The organism is Bradyrhizobium sp. USDA 4504, assembly GCF_054063995.1.
Map to the genome: position 1 here is coordinate 805297 of NZ_JBSSGV010000001.1, position 18557 is coordinate 823853.

18 protein-coding genes are annotated in these 18557 nt (G+C 65.6%); 14 read left to right on the forward strand and 4 right to left on the reverse strand.

The features are described from left to right. Positions 1–227: 227 nt before the first annotated feature. Positions 228–737: a hypothetical protein gene (locus ACVMB1_RS03405; protein ID WP_141343099.1), complete on the forward strand. Its 510-nt coding sequence runs from the start codon at positions 228–230 to the stop codon at positions 735–737. 214 nt (positions 738–951) lie between these two features. Here ACVMB1_RS03405 and ACVMB1_RS03410 read toward each other — a convergent pair whose 3' ends face one another. Next, the gene (locus tag ACVMB1_RS03410) at positions 952–1923 is read right to left on the reverse strand and encodes a DUF4274 domain-containing protein (RefSeq protein ID WP_253640467.1); all 972 of its coding nucleotides are present in this window, start codon (positions 1921–1923) and stop codon (positions 952–954) included. Positions 1924–2159: 236 nt separating this feature from the next. Between ACVMB1_RS03410 and ACVMB1_RS03415 the strand changes: the two genes are divergently transcribed. The 13 genes from ACVMB1_RS03415 to hemC all read left to right on the forward strand — a co-directional run bounded on the left by ACVMB1_RS03415 (position 2160) and on the right by hemC (position 15906). Then, positions 2160–2954 carry a FadR/GntR family transcriptional regulator gene (locus tag ACVMB1_RS03415; protein WP_141343101.1) on the forward strand — a complete coding sequence of 265 codons (795 nt, stop codon included), beginning with the start codon at positions 2160–2162 and terminating at the stop codon, positions 2952–2954. Positions 2955–2998: 44 nt separating this feature from the next. Next, the gene (locus tag ACVMB1_RS03420) at positions 2999–4417 is read left to right on the forward strand and encodes an amidase family protein (protein ID WP_253624204.1); all 1419 of its coding nucleotides are present in this window, start codon (positions 2999–3001) and stop codon (positions 4415–4417) included. Positions 4418–4440: 23 nt separating this feature from the next. Then, the gene (locus ACVMB1_RS03425; protein WP_141343108.1) at positions 4441–5886 is read left to right on the forward strand and encodes an amidase family protein; all 1446 of its coding nucleotides are present in this window, start codon (positions 4441–4443) and stop codon (positions 5884–5886) included. Positions 5887–6119: 233 nt separating this feature from the next. Continuing rightward, positions 6120–7337: an ABC transporter substrate-binding protein gene (locus ACVMB1_RS03430; protein ID WP_141343109.1), complete on the forward strand. Its 1218-nt coding sequence runs from the start codon at positions 6120–6122 to the stop codon at positions 7335–7337. Positions 7338–7581: 244 nt separating this feature from the next. Next, entirely contained in the window at positions 7582–8007 is a 426-nt protein-coding gene (locus ACVMB1_RS03435; RefSeq protein WP_076829027.1) for a GFA family protein, read from the forward strand. Positions 8008–8305: 298 nt separating this feature from the next. Continuing rightward, positions 8306–9058, forward strand: coding sequence for a 2-amino-5-chloromuconate deaminase CnbZ (gene cnbZ, locus ACVMB1_RS03440; RefSeq protein WP_456814078.1), 753 nt, complete (start codon positions 8306–8308; stop codon positions 9056–9058). Between the two features lie 124 nt (positions 9059–9182). Then, the gene (locus ACVMB1_RS03445) at positions 9183–10775 is read left to right on the forward strand and encodes an NAD(P)/FAD-dependent oxidoreductase (protein ID WP_141343111.1); all 1593 of its coding nucleotides are present in this window, start codon (positions 9183–9185) and stop codon (positions 10773–10775) included. 2 nt (positions 10776–10777) lie between these two features. After that, positions 10778–11182, forward strand: a complete 405-nt coding sequence (locus ACVMB1_RS03450; RefSeq protein WP_229192223.1) for a c-type cytochrome — start codon at positions 10778–10780, stop codon at positions 11180–11182. A gap of 172 nt (positions 11183–11354) precedes the next feature. Further along, complete coding sequence (locus tag ACVMB1_RS03455; RefSeq protein ID WP_141343112.1) at positions 11355–11843, forward strand: Rid family hydrolase; 489 nt, start codon at positions 11355–11357, stop codon at positions 11841–11843. Between the two features lie 130 nt (positions 11844–11973). Continuing rightward, complete coding sequence (locus tag ACVMB1_RS03460) at positions 11974–13392, forward strand: M20/M25/M40 family metallo-hydrolase (RefSeq protein ID WP_456814079.1); 1419 nt, start codon at positions 11974–11976, stop codon at positions 13390–13392. After that, positions 13392–14210: an aspartate dehydrogenase gene (locus tag ACVMB1_RS03465; RefSeq protein WP_141343114.1), complete on the forward strand. Its 819-nt coding sequence runs from the start codon at positions 13392–13394 to the stop codon at positions 14208–14210. The genes ACVMB1_RS03460 and ACVMB1_RS03465 overlap by 1 nt, the downstream gene beginning before the upstream one ends. Continuing rightward, on the forward strand, positions 14210–14830 hold the full coding sequence (gene pncA / locus ACVMB1_RS03470; RefSeq protein WP_141343115.1) for a bifunctional nicotinamidase/pyrazinamidase: 621 nt from the start codon (positions 14210–14212) through the stop codon (positions 14828–14830). The genes ACVMB1_RS03465 and pncA overlap by 1 nt, the downstream gene beginning before the upstream one ends. Positions 14831–14895: 65 nt before the next feature. After that, on the forward strand, positions 14896–15906 hold the full coding sequence (hemC, locus tag ACVMB1_RS03475; protein WP_057018819.1) for a hydroxymethylbilane synthase: 1011 nt from the start codon (positions 14896–14898) through the stop codon (positions 15904–15906). Between the two features lie 6 nt (positions 15907–15912). On the opposite strand, the gene ACVMB1_RS03480 is transcribed toward hemC, so the two are convergent. The 3 genes from ACVMB1_RS03480 to ACVMB1_RS03490 are packed head-to-tail and all read right to left on the reverse strand — an operon-like array spanning position 15913 to position 18446. After that, positions 15913–16602 carry a DUF1045 domain-containing protein gene (locus ACVMB1_RS03480; protein ID WP_141343116.1) on the reverse strand — a complete coding sequence of 230 codons (690 nt, stop codon included), beginning with the start codon at positions 16600–16602 and terminating at the stop codon, positions 15913–15915. Between the two features lie 9 nt (positions 16603–16611). Continuing rightward, the gene (locus tag ACVMB1_RS03485) at positions 16612–17784 is read right to left on the reverse strand and encodes an alpha-D-ribose 1-methylphosphonate 5-triphosphate diphosphatase (protein ID WP_456848293.1); all 1173 of its coding nucleotides are present in this window, start codon (positions 17782–17784) and stop codon (positions 16612–16614) included. After that, on the reverse strand, positions 17781–18446 hold the full coding sequence (locus ACVMB1_RS03490; protein WP_141341832.1) for a transferase hexapeptide repeat family protein: 666 nt from the start codon (positions 18444–18446) through the stop codon (positions 17781–17783). The genes ACVMB1_RS03485 and ACVMB1_RS03490 overlap by 4 nt, the downstream gene beginning before the upstream one ends. Positions 18447–18557: the final 111 nt, after the last annotated feature.

Sequence of the window (18557 nt, forward strand, 5' to 3'; positions counted from 1 at the left end):
AGACTTGGCCGATGCTTGGCGCAAAGGCGCGGCTGGCACAGAGTGCACTAGGCGATGTTCCGCCCGTAACTTATCTTGAGCGCCATTGGATTCGCGAGCGCGCGCGATGACAGAAATCATTGTTCGCGCGGGCGTCGTTCGATCTGGACTGAACGCAAATGCTGCCGTTGATTTGTTGATTTGGTTCGGCCCGGACAGGGCGTTACCTTGATTTTTGCCGTACGCCAATGGCCGAAGACAACGCCTCCTATCCCGAGAGTACCCGAAACCAGGTCCACGATGCCCTGCAAGGGTTTTCGACCGATGAGCTTCGCCAACTCCTGGCGGAGATCGAGCAACTCCTGAATGTTGAAGCCAAGCCTCGCCGACCGAGACTGCGACTGGCGGGAGGCACATACGTGAACGAGTATACCGCGCGCGCAAACATCGACCACTATCTGGATCTGCTGAAGCGCCCGGACGTTCCAACCAACACGAGATCGATGCTCAACAAGCGGCTGCTTGAGGAAGAAGACAAGCTCGGCCGCCGACACGAGCAACTGGAGTTTGCCGAAAGCAGGGCCGCAGCGTGCCGGGATCGCGCAGATCGCCAGCGGCGTCTGGCGGAATCGTTTGCCCCTGGATCGGTTGACCGGGAGCAGGCCGAAAGGCTGCTGGTCAATTTCGAGGCGCTCGCGCAGTTCGTGGAGGGCTTTTGTCGCCAGATGCGCCACACCGTGAGCCATAGTCCGCTTTAAGCGAGACGCCGCCTCGGTTCCGCGGGCTCCTCGTCATCACCATCGTCCAGCGTCCGGTCGCCCTTTGACCGCGTAGGCGCTTTGCCTCGGGGCGATGCCAAGCGACCGGGGGGTACGCTGTTCGTCGGCGTGATCTACTTCGTGTTCTGCTTTGCGATGTCGCGTTACAGCCGCGGCCTCGAGGCGCAGCGCCTGTCGAATTGAGGAGGCGTGATCATTCTTGGCAACAGCGCGGAAAGTCCCTGCCGCACCCTAGTTGCTCGCGCTGCTGTTTCCAAGCCGTAAAGCCCAGCCTCAAATGGCAGTCCTCGTAGAAATACGCTGAATTCGCCTGCCGTCCGCCAAACCGGCGCAGTTTCGGTCCGGGCACTGTCCACGGCAGCGGACGACCACTGGCCTCCCGGCGCGCCACCAACTCATCGTAGTATTGGACGTCGGACGGCTGAACTGAGGGCTGCAATTCATTGCGCAGATAATGCCCGCGTTGCCAGTTGTCGGCCACGCGCTTCATGAGATGCCATTTGCGCCGATAGCCGGAACTGAGTTGCGCCGGCTCCTCGTTGGCGAGCCCCAATGCCGCGATGAAAAAGTATTGCGCGGCCGTGCGGAGGTCGCAGTTCGGCTGCTCGAAGATCAATTCGATCACGCTATCCCGATCGTCGCTGTTGTGATCCCAGCTGTCGACGATGACGTGCCAGGTGTCGGGCGTCTGATCCTTGATCCAGAGCAGGAAGTCGTCGGGCTCGGTACTCAGCGCCGCATGCGGACACGGCCAATATTGCGACTTGAGTTCTTCGTCCGGCGCAGCCGCTTTTTTTCTGGCCTCTTCCTGCTGTTGCGCCACGGCCTGCATGGCGTGAACGGCATGCCGACGCTGCCGCATCCGCTTTGCCGTCGCGGCGTCCAGCGGTCGCAAGAGGTAATCGACGTGAGCCTCGCTCTCGGGCTCGGGAGGCAGGAAGTAGACGGAAAGCGCTGCATCCAGGCGGACGATCGCGGCCGCAGGCAGCAACTGTATGGTGTCGCAGTACGACCCGATGGTCGTGTCGCGCATCCCGATGCGCGCAGCGCGCGCTTCCAGCTCGACATCCGCGAGGAAGTAGTCCCACGACAGCCCCTCGAATGGCCGGGGTCGCAAGGCCTTGAAACGTAATGCGGCTCTGGATGGCGCTTCGGTGGAGCGCAAGGTTTTCGTCGGACAGTCCCACGCCGCCACCGGATTGAGCCTGATCTCGAACTTCGTCGCCTGTCATGCCGGCCTCATTGGAATTTGCCGTGGCATTCTAGGCATCAGATGTTGATCGATCCTGAGTCCGCAGCGTCGATTTCTGCGTTCCTGGAACGGGAGTATTGACCGATGTCGCCCGGGCGGCCGGCGGAAACGTCTTGCCATACCGTGCCGGACCTATTTATGATCATAAAATGGATAAATCGGCTCTCCCGTCCCTCGACCCTTCGCGCCGCGCCTCGATCAAGCGCAAGCGCTCGGACGCCGTCGCCGACCTGATCCGCAGCCACATCTTCCAGGCCGGCTTGCAGCCGAGCGACCGGCTGCCGCAGGAGGGCGAGCTGATCGAGATGTTCGGCTGCAGCCGCTCGACCATCCGCGAGGCGCTCAAGTCCCTGGAGGTGCAGGGGCTGGTGCAGAACACCACCGGACCCGGCGGCGGCGCGCGGGTGGCGCCCGTGTCGATCAACCGGATCGTCGGCCTGCTCAGCAACTACTTCTACTTCCAGTCGGTCTCTACCGCGCAAATCTACCAGATCCGCCGGCTGATCGAGCCGGAGCTCGCCTTCAGCGTGGTCGGCCACCTCACGGCGGAGCATTTCGCAGCACTGGAAAAGGCGATCGCGGTCCAGGAGCATCATCCCCGTGGCGATGCCGATTGGGAACATCATCGCCACGCCGAGATCGATTTCCACGACATCCTGATCGAGGCCTGTCCCAACCCGCTGCTCGGCCTGGTGTGCCGGTTCGTCAACGAGGCCATCAGGCATCTGATCGGCAAGCTCGGCGTGCAGGAATTCGCATCCAGCTTCACCTGCGAGAATATCGAGTTTCACAAGCGTCTGATGGCCGCGTTCCGCTCCGGCAATGCCGCGCGCGCCCGGCGCGTGATGCTCGATCATGTGCTGAGCGCCGAAGCGGTGGTCGTTCCCGCGGAAGACCGGCGCATCGATCTGCCCGTGTTTCATCAGCCGTTGCGGCTCGATTGAACCGCATCGGCGGACTGCTGCATCACGCCCTGGAGAAAACGACAATGGACACGCGGCGCGAGAATGAGTTGTGGAGCTGGTCGGCCGTCGATCTGGCGCGTGCGATCGCGACGCGCGCGATTTCCAGCCGGGAAGCCGTGCGATCCAGCCTCGATCGCATCGCCGAGGTCAATCCGGCATTGAACGCCATTGTCGCTGTGCTCGGCGACGAAGCGCTGGTTGCCGCGGACGCGGCGGATGCCGCGGTGAAGTCTGGCGCGGAACTCGGCGCGCTGCATGGCGTGCCGGTCACGATCAAGGTCAATGTCGACCAGCGCGGCTGCGCCACCACCAATGGTGTCGTAGCCTTCCGCGAGGTGATCGCCACCGAGGACAGCCCGGTGGTCGCGAGTCTTCGCAAGGCGGGCGCGGTCATTGTCGGGCGCACCAACACGCCGGCCTTTTCGCACCGCTGGTTCACCAACAACGATCTGCACGGCGCGACCTACAATCCGTGGAGCCGTCGGCTGACGCCGGGCGGCTCCAGCGGCGGCGCCGCATCGGCCGTCGCCTCCGGGATGGGCGCGATCGCGCATGGCAATGATTTCGGCGGCTCGATCCGCTATCCGGCTTACGCCTGCGGCGTCGCCGGCCTGCGTCCGACGCCGGGGCGGATTCCGGCGTTCAATCCGTCGGCAACCAGCGATCGTCCGATCACCGCGCAGATGATGTCGGTGCAGGGGCCGCTGGCCCGCTCGGTCGCCGATCTCGGGCTCGGCCTTGCCGCGATGGCCCAGGCGGACGCGCGCGACGGCACATGGCTGCCGGTGCCCCTGCAAGGTGCGCCGCTCAAGCGTCCGATCGGTGTCGCGGTCGCGCCCGCGCCGTTCGGCGACGAGGCGCCGGAGGTGAGCGCGGCGGTGCGCGCTGCCGGACGCTGGCTCGCGGAGGCCGGCTTTGCCGTGGAGGAGACCGTGCCGCCGCGGCTCGCGGAGGCGGCCGATCTCTGGCATCGCCTCGTCATCAATGAGGAGCGGCGCGTGCTGGCGCCGATGATCCGCAAGTTCGGCGACGATCGGAGCCGCTACAATCTCGAGTGCCATATCGCCTACGCGCCCGAGCTCGACGGCGATCAGGTGCTCGCCTGCTTCGAGCAGCGGCTGGCGATCGTGCGGGCCTGGCAGCTGTTCCAGGAGCGCTATCCCGTCATCATCCTGCCGGTCTCGGCGCAACTGCCGTTCCGTTTCGATCAGGATCAGGAAGACGCGGCGGTGGTCCGCGCGCTGCTCGACGCGCAGCGGCCGCTGCTTGCGGTGCCCGCGCTCGGCTTTCCGTCGGTCGTCGTACCGACCGGGACCGCCGAGGGCGTGCCGGTCGGCGTGCAGGTGATCGCCGGCCGCTTCCGGGAAGACGTCTGTCTCGCAGTGGCCGAGCTGATCGAGGCGCGTGCATCAAAGCTGACGCCGATCGACCCGCGAGACTGAACCAACAACAAGCACTGAACATCATGGGAGAACATCACGTGACGAATGCACCGATCTGGCACTGGTCCGCCGTCGACACGGCCGCGGCGATCCGAAACAACCAAGTGACGTCGGAGGAGGTGGTTCGCGCCCATCTCGACCGCATGCAGGACGCCAATCCGGCGCTCAACGCCGTCGTGGTCGATCTCGGCGCGTCTGCGATGCAGGCGGCGAAGGCCGCGGACGAGGCGCTGGCCGCGAGCAAGCGCGGAGGCGGCGCCGTCGGGCCGCTGCACGGCGTGCCGGTCACGATCAAGATCAACATCGACGTCGAGGGCCAGGCCAATTCGAACGGCGTGGTGGCATTCAAGGACAACATCGCGCCGGGCGACTCGCCGGTGACGGCCAATCTCAGAAAGGCCGGCGCCGTCATCATCGGCCTCACCAACACGCCGGAGTTCTCGCTGCGCGGCTTCACCGACAACCCGCTGCATGGCCTGACGCGCAATCCCTGGAATGCCGACGTGACCTGCGGCGGATCGTCGGGCGGCGCCGGCGCGTCGATCGCGGCCGGCATCGGCACCATCGCGCATGGCAACGACATCGGCGGCTCGCTGCGCTGGCCGGCGCATTGCAACGGAATCGCCACCATCAAGCCGACCCAGGGCCGCATCCCGGCGTTCAATCCCAGCGCCACGGTAGAACGGCCGCTGATGGCGCAGTTCATGTCGTCGCAAGGGCCGCTGGCGCGCCACGTCGCCGACGTGCGCCTCGGCCTCGAGGTGATGGCGCAGCGCGACCCACGCGATCCCTGGTATGTGCCGGCGCCGCTGACGGGGCCGAAGCCGGCCGGGCCGATCAAGGTCGCGCTCGCAAAGATCCCCGAGGACATGGCGACCGATCGCAGCGTGATTGCGCTTCAGCGCAAGGCGGCGGATCATCTCGCCGATGCCGGCTATGCGGTCAGCGAGGTCGAGGTCCCCGACCTCAACAAGGTCTGGCAGCTCTGGTGCGACCTGATCATGACCGAGGTTCGCGTGTTGCAGCAGGACCAGATGCTGGCGACCACCAGCGCCGACTTCCAGAAGACGTTCCGCGGCTTCATGGCGCTGGCCAACCCGCTCGACCAGGCCGGCTACATGAAGGCGATCGCCGAGCGCTCGCGCCATATCCGGAACTGGATGACGTTCCTCGAGCAGTATCCGCTGGTGCTGATGCCGACCACCGTGCGCAAGACGCCGGAGGTCAACGCCGATCTCGGCGGCGATCAGCGCGTCAAGGATTTGTTCTGGAACGACCTGCGCTTCATTTCGTCGATGAACGTTCTGGGGCTGCCGGCGGCCGTGGTGCCGGTGGGTCTCGATGAGCGATTGCCGGTCGGCGTCCAGATCGTCGGCTCGCGCTATCGCGAGGACATGTGTCTCGACGCCGCCGAGGCGATCGAACGCAAGGCCGGCGTTCTGGCACGGCAATTGTGGCAGCGGCGCTGAGGCGATCTCGACGCCACCACGCATTATCCATTCGTATGATTCAACGCACGCCGCGGCGAAATTTCGTCGCGGCGTTCGCATGATCGGAAATGCGAGCGTGCCGGGGTCCAGCTGTGTTCCTTCTCCCGGAATTTCTGAGCGGAATCGCAGAGCGCCATGCCGGCGACGGGGTTGTCGGCGATCCCTGATTGCTTCAGGAGATCGTCCGAAACGTCGAAACCCCTGGGAACGAAATGTCCATCACGAAACGCTCGCATGTCCTGGTCGCAATTGCCGTGTGTCTCTCATTTGCGGCCGGCGCTGCCCGAGCGGAGGATGGCGTGCTGCGGGTCGGCATCATCACCGACATGAGCGGGCAATATTCCGACGGCAATGGCCCGGGATCGGTGATCGCGGCGCAGATGGCCGCGGAGGAAATCGGTGGCACGGTCGCCGGACGCAAGATCGAGATCATTTCGGCGGATCACCAGAACAAGCCTGATGTGGCGACCGGCATCGTGCGCAACTGGATCGACAACAAGGGTGTCGACGTGATCGCCGAAGGCGTCAATTCCGCGGTGGCGCTCGCGATCCAGACCGTGACGCGCGAACGCAAGAAGCTGTTTCTGATCTCGGGCTCGGGCTCGTCCGATCTCACCGGCAAGCAATGCTCGCCGACGAGCGTGCAGTGGACTTATGACACCTATGCCTCCTCGAACGCGACGGCGAAGGCCGTGGTTGCGCGCGGCGGCACGCCCTGGTTCTTCCTGACGGCGGATTATGCGTTCGGCCAGGCGCTGGAGCGCGATGCCAGCAAGGCCGTGACATCGGCCGGCGGCAAGGTGCTGGGCGCGGTCCGCCATCCCTTCGATACCGCCGATTTCTCGTCGTTCCTGCTGCAGGCCCAGTCCTCCGGCGCCAAGATCCTGGCGCTTGCCAATGCCGGTTCCGACTTCCGCAACGCGGTGTCGCAGGCCGACGAGTTCAATATCCGCGCCAGCATGCAGGTCGTCGCGCTGCAGGTGACGCTCACCGACGTGCCCGCGCTTGGCCTCGCGCATGCGCACGATCTGCTGTTCACCGATTCCTTCTATTGGGATCGCACGCCGGAGACGCGCGTGTTCGCCCAGGAGTTCTTCAAGCGGCACGGGGCGATGCCGACCGCTTACCAGGCCGGCGTCAACTCGGCGCTTCGGCACTATTTCAAGGCGGTCGCCGCGACCAACTCGGTCGATTCGGAGACCGTGATCGCGCAGATGCGCAAGACCCCGGTCAATGATTTCTTTGCCCAGAACGGCCTCGTGCGCGAGGACGGCCGGATGGTGCACGACATGTATCTGATGCGCATCAAGAAGCCGGAAGAGTCCAAGAGCAAGTGGGACCTCTACGAGTATCTCGCGACGGTGCCGGGCGACCAGGCCTTCCGTCCGCTCGATGAGGGCGGCTGCCCCTACGTTGCCAAGTCGCACTAGCCCTGTCAGAAATTTGCATCGAGCCCTCGCGTGAGTTTTTCTCCTATCATGCGCGAGTTTTGATCGGTTGTCCGGCGCCGATCCTGACGATACGTTCGGATTGAGATCAGTCTTAGTTGGCGGATCATGCTCCTGCGCGGTTCCGCGCGAACTGCGGGCTTGCTGCGCGTTGACGTCGCTGAGACCTTCTCGTCCGCCCGGCTAGACCGGGCGCAGAGGCGATCTGGACAGGAGACGCAGCAACATGACGGGCGACATGGGTGTTCGGGCTGGCCAGTGCCATTGCGGCGCGGTGCGTTTCGAGGTGACGCTCAGCGACGGCTTCAATTCGATCCGCCGCTGCACCTGCTCTTACTGCCGGATGCGGGGCGCCGTCGTTGCCATGGCCGAAATGGGCGGGATCAAGATCCTGCACGGCGAGGATGCGCTAACAAGCTACCGCTTCCATACCGGATCGGTGCAGCACTTCTTCTGTTCGCGCTGCGGGATCTACACCCATCATCAACGGCGATCGAACCAGAACTTGTATGCCGTCAACGTGGCCTGCCTGGATGGTGTAAGCCCGTTCGACTTCCCCGAGGTGCCTGTGATGGACGGCGTCAATCATACGAACGACACCGGCAAGCCGACGCGCCGGGCAGGCACACTCCACTTCATCCCTGCCGACTGACGATCGCTGTCGGCCGACGACCGCCCGGCTCGTCGCGGGACGACGGTGAGAGGGAAGGGAGCCCTTCCACCGGTGGTCGTGCAACAAGTTCAGTGTCGTCCCTGCCTAGTGCGCAATTGCGCACGGGAGCATGGACCCATAACCACCGATCGTCATTGTTTCACGACGCCGAAATGACGAGTCCCTTTAACAACCTCGGCCGCGGAGTATGGGTCTCTGCTTTCGCAGGGACGACAGCTGTGGTGAAATCAAGCGAGGCGTCATCGCGACGGCCCCATCACCGTGTTCACGAGGCACCATGACCAACACCATCGAGGCTTCCGACGGCGGCTACCGCTTCATGCCCGGCGTCAGCCAGTATTCCTGCGGCATCGCTGCGCTGCCCAGCTTTGCCATCGAGCGCGTCAGGTTCTCTGAACCGGTGCCGTTGGGCGCGGGTTTTGCAAGGATTGCCGACATCATCAAAGCGGCGGGTCGTCCGCTGACGTCATTTGGCGCCTGCGAACTGCGTTCCCCGGCGCCGTTCACCGAGGACGGGTTCAGGGCCTTCAACGAGATCTACATCAAGACGCTCGTGGCCTGGGGTGCGATGCGGGACGGCGTCAATCCGGTGGCGCGCAGCAATGTCTGTCCGAAGCTCGATCCGCCCGGTGAGCCGAGCTTCCACGCCTTCTGCTACACGGTGCCGGCCGCCATGGACGAACCAGCCAGCTTTGTCGTCGCCGGCAGCGGCGAGTCGGTCGAGGGCAAGGCCAATTATCGCGATCATACCGTAGCCCTCGGCGACACCAGCCCGGCCGGCCTGCTGGCGAAGGCGAAATTCGTGGTCGACGAGATGGAACGCCGGATGAGCGCGTTCGGCGGCCGTTGGCAGGACACCACCGCGGTGCAGCTCTACACTGTGCACGACGCCTATCCGGTGCTCGAAAGCGAGCTCGGCCGCCGCGGCGTGCTGCGCAACGGCTTGACCTGGCATTTCGACCGGCCGCCGGTGGTTGGCCTCGACTTCGAAATGGATTGCCGGCGCGTGCATCGCGAGCACGTGGTGTGACGTGGCGGTCGCGTGATGCATCAAAAGCGCGTGTGGGTGGATGTGGAAGCGTGCGCCCTTTCTTGACACGGATCGCGTCAACCGTTTCCCTTTGCCATCGACGTCAGCGGCTGGGTGAGCGCGGGTGCAGAACGAATCTGTGATCAGGCGGCGGGATCTGCTGGCGCTGATTGGCACCATTGCCGGCAGTTCGGCGATGTATCACGCGATGACGAGCCTCGGCTTCGCGTCCGAATCCGCCTACAAGGGGCCGCTGAAGCTCGCAGGCGATGTGAAGGGCGCCTCGGTGCTGATTCTCGGCGCGGGGCTTGCCGGGATGACGGCGGCGCTGGAGCTGCGCAAGGCCGGCTACAAGGTCCAGATCCTCGAATTCAACAGCCGCGCCGGCGGCCGCAACTGGTCGATCCGCGGCGGCGACAGTTTTGTCGAGCTCGGCGGCTTCAGGCAGACCAGCCAGTTCGAGCAGGGGCTCTATCTCAATCCCGGCCCGTGGCGGATTCCCTATCATCACCGTGCGCTGCTCGACTACTGCCGCCGGCTCAATGTGACGCTGGAACCCTTCATCCAGCTCAATCACAACGCCTATCTGCACGCGACGCGTGCATTCAGCGGCAAGCCGCAGCGCTTTCGCAGCATCAAGGCGGATTTCCAGGGCGGGGTTTCGGAGCTGCTCGCAAAGATCACCCAGCTGGGCCGGCTCGACGAGACCGTCGGCAAGGAAGATCAGGAGATCCTGCTGCAGTCGCTGCGCGACTGGGGCGCGCTGGATCGCGACTACAAGTACAATGCCAACCTCGTGTCGGCCGAGTTCCGCGGTTATGCGCGCGATCCCGGCGGCGGCCTGATGGGCGATCCGCTGCCCAGCGAGCCGATCCCGCTGCAGGAGCTGCTGCGGTCGCGGATGTGGCGCTATCTGCAGACCTTTGCGCGCTACGATTTCCAGACCACCATGTTCCAGCCGGTCGGCGGCATGGACATGATCGGCAAGGCGTTCGCGCGCGAGGTCGGCGATCTCATCCGCTATGGCGCCAAGGTGACGCAGATCCAGCAGAACGGCTCCGGCGTCACCGTGAGCTATGTCGACACCGCCAGTCCATCGACGGTGCAGCAGGCCACCGCCGACTGGTGCATCTGCACCATCCCGTTGCCGATCCTGAGCCAGTTGCCGGTCGATGTCAGCGCGCCGATGAAGAGTGCGATCGACTCCGTGCCCTATGCAGCCTCGGTGAAGATCGGCCTGCAGTTCAAGCGGCGGTTCTGGGAGGAGGATGACGCGATCTATGGCGGCATCAGCTACACCGACCTGCCGATCCGGCAGATCGCCTACCCGAACTATGGCTTCAACCGCGGCGGCCGCGGCATCCTGCTCGGCGCCTATATGTATGGCGGTGCCAATTCGTTCGAGTTCACCGCGATGACGCCGGCCGAGCGGGTCGCCAGCGCGGTCGAGTTCGGCGCCGCGATCCATCCGCAGTACAGGAACGAATTCGAGAACGGCGTCGCGGTGGCCTGGCATCGCGTGCCGTTCACGCTCGGCTGCGCCGGCGAATGGACCGAAGCCACCCGCGCGCAGCATTACCGCAATCTCTGCCAGATCGACGGCCGTATCGTGCTGGCGGGCGAGCACGCCTCGCAGCTGCCGGCCTGGCAGGAGGGCGCCATCCTGTCCGCGCTCGACGTCATCTCCCGGCTGCACGAACGCGTGGTGAAGACATGATGATGCGGACCGCAACATCCGTCGTCGCTGGACTGGCGCTGCTGTGGGCGACGGCAGCCCTTGGGCAGGACAGCGGCGCGGGCAAGCGCACCTTCTCTTCGGGCTACCGCTTCGTCGAGATGACCGGCGAGGAGCTGTTCGCCAATGTGTGCCAGGGCTGCCACATGCCGGATGCGACGGGCGCCAGCGGGGCGGGCAGCTACCCGTCGCTGGCCGGCAACAAGAATCTCGAGGCCGGCAGCTATCCGGTCTTCCTGGTCATCAACGGCCGCCGCGGCATGCCGGCGTTCGGCGACATGATGACCGATGGTCAGATCGCCGCCGTTGTGAATTATCTGCGGACGCACTTCAGCAACAACTATGAGGACGCGGTGACGACCAAGGATGTCCAGGACGCCCGCCGCTAGAGGCGCCGTTCCGTCATTCCGGGGCGTGGGCAAGGCCCGCGAACCCGGAATCCAGAGGTGATGTACTCGGAGTTCCGCAACTTCGAGATTCCGGGTTCGCGCTGCGCGCGCCCCGGAATGACGAAATGAACGATGTGTGCCGCACGAACTTCTATCGAGTAATGGAGAAATCATGAGATTAGCAACTATCACACTGGGCGCGGCGCTATCCGCGGTGGCGACGGTCGCCTGCGCGGATGTGGTCAGGCATCCGATTCCCAACTCGACATTCCCGATCGCGCAGGCCGTGACCGTCACCGGCAACACCACGACCGTCTATGTCAGCGGCCAGGTGCCGCCGGCGATCAACAAGGACGCCGATCCGTCGAGCCCGCAGGCCTATGGCGATACCAAGACGCAGACCGTCGGCGTGCTCAACCGCATCAAGGCCATTCTGGAAGGCCAGGGCCTTGGCATGGGCGACGTCGTCAAGATGCAGGTATTCCTGGTGCACAACGCATCCGCGCCGATGGACTTCAAGGCCTTCATGGAGGGCTACACCCAGTTCTTCGGCGGCAGCCAGCCAAACCTGCCGGCGCGCTCGGTGGTCGGCGTCGCCGCGCTCGCCAATCCCGGATTCCTGGTCGAGATCGAGGTGATCGCGGCCAAGGACTCGAAATAAGGACTGCAAATAGCGTGCGCGAAACCGCGGAGCATGCGCGCGGAAATTGAAGGGCTCGCCGTCTTGCCAAAGCGCGTGTCGCCTGTCTGAATTCGTCTCCGATCAGGCGGCGGAATTCTGGGAGAGTACGATGTCGCACAAGGCTAGAGACACGGTTCGATCGCTGCGGCTCGCGGCAGCGCTTGGTCCGGCGCTGCTGGCAACCGGCGCCGCGGCGCAGGGGCTGACCGAGCAGCAGCAATTCGCCCGCGGCATCTACCAGGAGCTGGTCGAGATCAACACGACCACCGCGACCGGCGATACCCAGAAGGCAGCGGAGGCGATGGGCGCGCGGCTCCGCGCGGCTGGCTTCCCCGAGGCCGACGTGCACGTGTTCTCGCCGGCGCCGCACAAGGGCAATCTGGTGGCGCGGCTGCGCGGTTCCGGCGCGCGCAAGCCGATCCTCCTGGTCGCCCATATCGACGTCGTCCCCGCCAACCGCGAGGACTGGTCGGTCGATCCGTTCAAGCTCACCGAGCAGGACGGCTATTTCTACGGCCGCGGCTCCAGCGACGACAAATACATGGCGTCCGCCTTCATCACCAATCTGATCCGCTACAAGAAGGAGGGCTACAAGCCCGATCGCGACATCATCGTGGCGCTCGAGACCGACGAGGAAATCCTCGATGCCAACGGTCTCGGCATGCAGTGGCTGATCAAGAACCACCGCGACCTGATCGATGCCGAGTTCGCGCTCAATGAAGGCGGCGGCGTCGGTCTCAAGAACGGCAAGGCGATCCGCAACAGCGTGCAGACCAGCGAGAAGGTCTCGATCGGCTACCAGCTCACGGTGAAGGATCGCGGCGGCCACTCGTCGCTGCCGCGCAAGGACAATGCGATCTATTACCTCGCCGAAGGCCTGGTGCGACTCTCCAAATACGACTTCCCGATGAATCTCAACGAGACCACGCGAATCTATTTCACCAAGACCGCCGAGGTCGACACGTCGCATGCCCACGATATCAAGGCCATTTTGGCGCCGCAGCCCGACCCGGCGGCGCTGGCGCGATTGTCGGAGAATCCGGGCTATAATGCGCAGCTCCGCACCACCTGCGTTGCGACCATGCTGGAGGGCGGCCACGCCATCAACGCGCTGCCGCAGCTGGCGACCGCCAAGGTGAACTGCCGGATCCTGCCCGGCGAGCCGGTCGAGGGCGTGCAGGCGACGATCGAGCGCGTGCTCGCCGACAAGGAGATCGCGGTGGCTCCGACCGGCAAGGCCGTGCTGAGCCCGCCGTCGCCCCTCAACGAGGAGATCATGGGTTCGATCGAGAAGCTGTCGAAGGAATTCTGGCCGGATGCGTCGATCGTTCCGGTCATGAGCACCGGCGCGACCGACGGCAGCTATCTGCGTAACGCGGGGATTCCGACCTATGGCCACTCCGGGCTGGCCGCCGATGTCGACGACAACCGTATCCATGGCAAGGACGAGCGCGTGCTCGTCAAGTCGTTCTACGAGGGCGAGGAGTATCTCTATCGCCTGGTCAAGATGCTCGCCGGCGGGAAATGATGGCTGACAGCAAGACAAGGACACGGGTTGCGGTCGCCGGCCTCGGTGCGATCGGCACCGACGTCGTCAAGGCGCTCGATCAGGGCATCGAGGGCCTGACGCTGGTCGCGGTGTCGGCGAACAGCCCGGACAAGCATCGCGGCTGGGTGGCGGAGCTCAAGTCTGCGCCGAAGCTGGTGCCGATCGAGCAGCTGGCCGAGATTGCCGACATCGTGGTCGAGTGCGCGCCGAGCAAGCTGGTCCGCGCAATCGTGGCGCCGGTGGTCGAGCGCGGCAAGACCGCGGTCGTGCTCAGCGTCGGCGCGCTGCTGCAGAACGAGGACCTCGTCGATCTCGCGAAGGGCCATGGCGGCCAGATCATCGTGCCGACCGGCGCGCTGATCGGGCTCGATGCGGTGACCGCCGCGGCGATCGGGACCATCCATTCGGCGAGGCTGGTGACGCGCAAGCCGGTCGCGGGCCTCGTCGGCGCGCCGCATCTGGTCGAGAACAACATCCGGATCGAAGGCATCACCGAGCCGCTGCGCATCTTCGAGGGCAGTGCGCGCGACGCCGCAAAGGGTTTTCCGGCCAACCTCAACGTCGCGGTGGCGCTGTCGCTGGCCGGCATCGGCCCCGACCGCACGAGGGTCGAGATCTGGGCGGATCCGACCGTGACCCGCAACACCCACCGGATCGAGGTCGATTCAGATTCCGCGCGGTTCTCGATGATGATCGAGAACATTCCCTCGGAGAACCCGAAGACCGGCCGCATCACCGCGCTGTCGGTGATCGCCTGCCTGCGCAAGCTGCGCGCATCGTTGCGGATAGGCACCTGATGAAGATTGCGCCCGACGATCTGTTGCTGGTCATCGACGTGCAGAACGATTTCTGCCCCGGCGGCGCGCTGGCGGTCGCGGACGGCGATGCCGTCGTGCCGGTCGTCAACCGGTTGGCCGGCCGGTTCGACCATGTCGTGCTGACCCAGGACTGGCATCCGGCCGGCCACAGCTCGTTTGCGACCTCGCATCCGGGCGCGGCGCCGTTCTCCGAGATCGCCATGCCGTATGGGCCGCAGACGCTGTGGCCGGATCATTGCATCCAGGGCAGCGCGGGCGCCGCGTTTCATCCTGACCTCGCCACCGAGCGGGCCGAGCTCGTGATCCGCAAGGGGTTCCGGGCCGCGATCGATTCCTATTCGGCGTTCTTCGAGAACGACCGCAAGACGCCGACCGGGCTCGCCGGCTATCTGCGCGAGCGCGGCCTCAAGCGCATTGTGATGGCGGGGCTCGCCACGGACTATTGCGTGCAGTATTCGGCGCTCGATGCGCGCCGGCTCGGTTTCGAGACCACGGTGGTGCTGGCGGGCTGCCGCGCCATCGATCTCGGCGGTTCGCTTGCCGTCGCCACCGCGGCGATGCGCGCGGCCGGGGTGGAGCTTGTCGAGGAGCTCGTCTGAGCGTCGCCAAAGAGGGGCAAAAACCGTTGTTTTGACTGGCTTTTTGTTCTAATCCCCCACCGTTGATGATCACGCGTAGCGGAGCTTTCGTGTCGGGACAGGTTTTGCGGATTGGGACGCGCAAGAGCGCGATGGCGCTCGCGCAGACGGATGAGGTCGCGCGCCTGCTGCGCGCTTCGGCGCCGGACCTTGCCGTCGACATCGTCAAGTTCGAGACCCGCGGCGACCAGGACCAGACCAGCAAGCTGTTGCGCCATGGCGGCAAGGGCGGCGCCTTCGTCGCCGAGATCCGCGAAGCCATGCGCGCCGGCACGTTGCAGGCGGCGATGCATTCGCTGAAGGACGTGCCGGGCAACGAGGAGACGCCGGGTCTCGTCATCGCCGCGATGCTGGCGCGCGATGCCGCCAATGACAGCCTCGTGCTGCGTCCCGGCCTGTCGCTCGACACCCTACGCGCCGCGCGCGGCAAGGGCTTCATGATCGGCACCAACGCCGTCCGCCGCGCCGCCTATCTGCGCCGGCTGTTTCCGGAAGCGACCGTGATCCATTATCGCGGCGCCGCCGACACGCGCGTGGCCAAGCTCGATCGCGGCGACAAGCAGCGGCTGCCCGGTGGCGGCGACGTGGGGCCGGCGGATGCGCTGGTGATGGCGCGCTCGGGCCTGGAGCGCATCGGCATGACCGCGCGCATCGCGCATGATTTCTCGGTCGGCGAGATGCTGCCGGCGGTCGGCCAGGGCATTGTCGCGGTGGAATGCGTCGAGACCGACTGGGCGACGCGTGCGCGGCTTGCCGGGATCGACAACGTGCAGTCGCGGCTCGCCGCCGAGGCCGAGCGTGAGGTGCTGTGGGTGCTCAACGGCCATTGCAATTCGCCGATCGCGGGCCACGCCACGCTCGCGGGAGCCGAGATGACGCTGCGCGCCTCCGTGCTCGACGAGGCCGGCGCCGGCTTCATCGAGGTGACGCGGCGCGGACCGGCGGACCGGCCGCGCGAACTCGGCCGCGCCGTGGGCATGGAGCTGCTGGAGAAGGGCGCCGCCGAGATCATCGCCCGCACCCGGGCGGAGGAATAGCGCGCGCTACGCCCGCAACGGCCAGCTGCCGATGATGCGGAAGCGCGATGCGCTGTCGGTCTGCTTGAACAGCGCGATGCGGTCGATTGCGAGCCGCGCGAGGTCGACCGCCGCGAACCGTGAGCGCAGCTGCGCCACGATCGGGCCGCGCCGCTCGTCGCTCAGCCGCCCTGTCAGCGTCATGTGGAAGCGGAACTCCTCCATGACGTAGGGATAGCCCCAGCGGTCGAGATAGTCGCACTGCCGCGCGGTGAGTTTCTCTGGCCTGCGGCGCGCGCGATCTTCCGGCGTCAGCGGCGCGCGGAACGCGTCGAATTCGGTGACGCAATCGGCGGCAAGCTGCTGCAGATCATCCGAGCGGCTGGCCGGGATCACCGCGATGAAGCCGCTGATCGCATCGACCACCGGTTCGATCACCGGAATGCGCCGCGCGCGGCCGGCGAAGGCGGCACAGGCATCGAGAAGCTCGGCCTCGCTCCGACCGTCGGCGAGCGCGGTGGGCGCCTTCAACGTGGCGTGGAATCCATACTTGCGCGGATCTTCGGTGACCTCGCGCCAGTCGGACGTGACGCCGTCGGGAAACGGCAGGTCGTCGCCTGACACGGAATCGTAGCCGAGCAGCGTCGAACCGAAGCGGTGCAGCGCGCTGTCGGGTGACGGCGCATAATAGATCGCGTAGCGCGGAGTGCTGGCCATGGGACTGAGCTACGCCGCCGCAACCGTCTTGCGCGGCGCGAGCGAATGAACGAGGCAGCTCGCGTCCGCCAGGTGCACCAGCCGTCCGGCCGCTATCACGGCGACGATGCGCGGCCGCAGCGGCACCTTGTCGTCGACGACGATGATGTCGGCACGGCGGCCCGCGGCGAGCACGCCGCGATCGGCGAGCCCGGCCGCGCGGGCCGGCGCTTTCGAGATCAGGTCCCAGGCCCTGGCGAGCGGCAGGATGCCGTCGTCGGCGAGGCGGAACGCCGCGAGCAGCTGCGCCGGATAGTAATAGTCCGACGCCAGCACCGAGCAGAGGCCCTGTGCGATCATGTCGGATGCCTTGGTCCAGCCGGTATGGCTGCCGCCGCGCACCACATTGGGCGCGCCGAACACGATGAAATCGCCCGCCGCCGCGGCGTCGCGCGCGGTCTCCTCGTTGACAGGGAATTCGGCGATCACAGCGCCGAGCGCGCGAAACTCCTGGCGCATCGCCGGGCTGTTGTCGTCATGCGAGAGCATGCGGATATCGGCCGCGCGCGCGGCGGCGGCGAGTCGCGCGATCGAGGCGGGCACCTCGGGGCGGCGCGCCACGATCCGGTCGAGCATGTCGTTGACGGCCTCGACGGAGAGCCCGGTGCGCTCGGCCAGCTGGTTGCGCTTCTTCGGCTTGACGTTGCTGTGGTCGTTGAAGGCGAACAGGTCGATGCGGCCTTCACTGAGCCATTGAATGATCTCGGCCTCGGCCTCGAGATTGTGGGTCTCGTGGCGCAGATGGAAGCGGGTGTCGGCGGCGAGCTGCGGCTGCAGCGCCTCGATCGCATCGAGCAGCTTGCGCGCATTCTCCGCGCTGCGCAGGCCGGGCTCCCACGACCAGGTCGTGCCGTGAAACACGGTGGTGATGCCGTTGGCGATCGCCTGCCGGTCGCTGTCGATCAGCGCCACGTCGGTCGGGAAGTCGACGCCGGGGCGCGGCATCATCTGCCGCTCGAACGCATCGCCATGCAGGTCGATGATGCCGGGCAGCACCAGGAGGCCACTGGCATCGATGTGAAGCACGGCGCGACCCTGCTCGGCGTCGAGCGCGCCGATGTCGCGGCCTGCGGTCCGCAGCGAGGTCTCGACCAGGGCGCCGTCAACCAGCGTGCGCCCGCCCTCGATGAAAATGTCCGTCACGATGCGGCGCTCCGTTGTTTGGCTTGCGATTTGGATACGGCCTCGGCCTCGTACTTGTCGAGGAATTCCTCGACCGCGAGCTTGCGAAAGTCGGGCAGGACGCGGCGGAGCGTCTCGTGATCCCAGTCCCACCATGCGAGCGCGGCGAGGCGGTCGGCGATCGTCTCGGAGAAGCGCCGCTTCACGGGCCGCGCCGGATTACCGGCAACGATGGTGTATGCGGGAACGTCCTTGGTCACGATCGCGCCGGCAGCGACGACAGCGCCGGTTCCGATGTTCCGTCCTGGTAACAGGATCGCACCGTGCCCGATCCAGACGTCATGGCCGATATGCACGTGATGCGCACGTCGCCAGTTGAAGAAGTCGGTGTCGTCGCTCTCTCCGGGGAAATACGCGCTGGCGCGGTAGGTGAAATGCGCTTGAGTCGCGCGATGCATCGGGTGGTTGCCGGGGTTGATGCGGGTCATCGCCGCGATCGAGCAGAACTTGCCGATCGAGGTGTAGGTGATCTGGCTGTCGTTCACGACGTAGGAATAGTCATCCATGCTCACTTCAAGCAGGATCGTGCGCGCGCCGACCTCGGTATATTTGCCGAGCTTGCTCTCACGGACCGACGCGGTCGGGTCGACGGTCGGCACAACCGAGAGTGTTTTTCCGGCCATCAGGGCCTCCGCAAATCTTCAAGAATCTTGGGCTTCCGGGGGATGCGCGCTCGTCATCGGGATGCTTGATGACAACATCATGACGTTGCGATGACGGCAAGGGAGCGACAA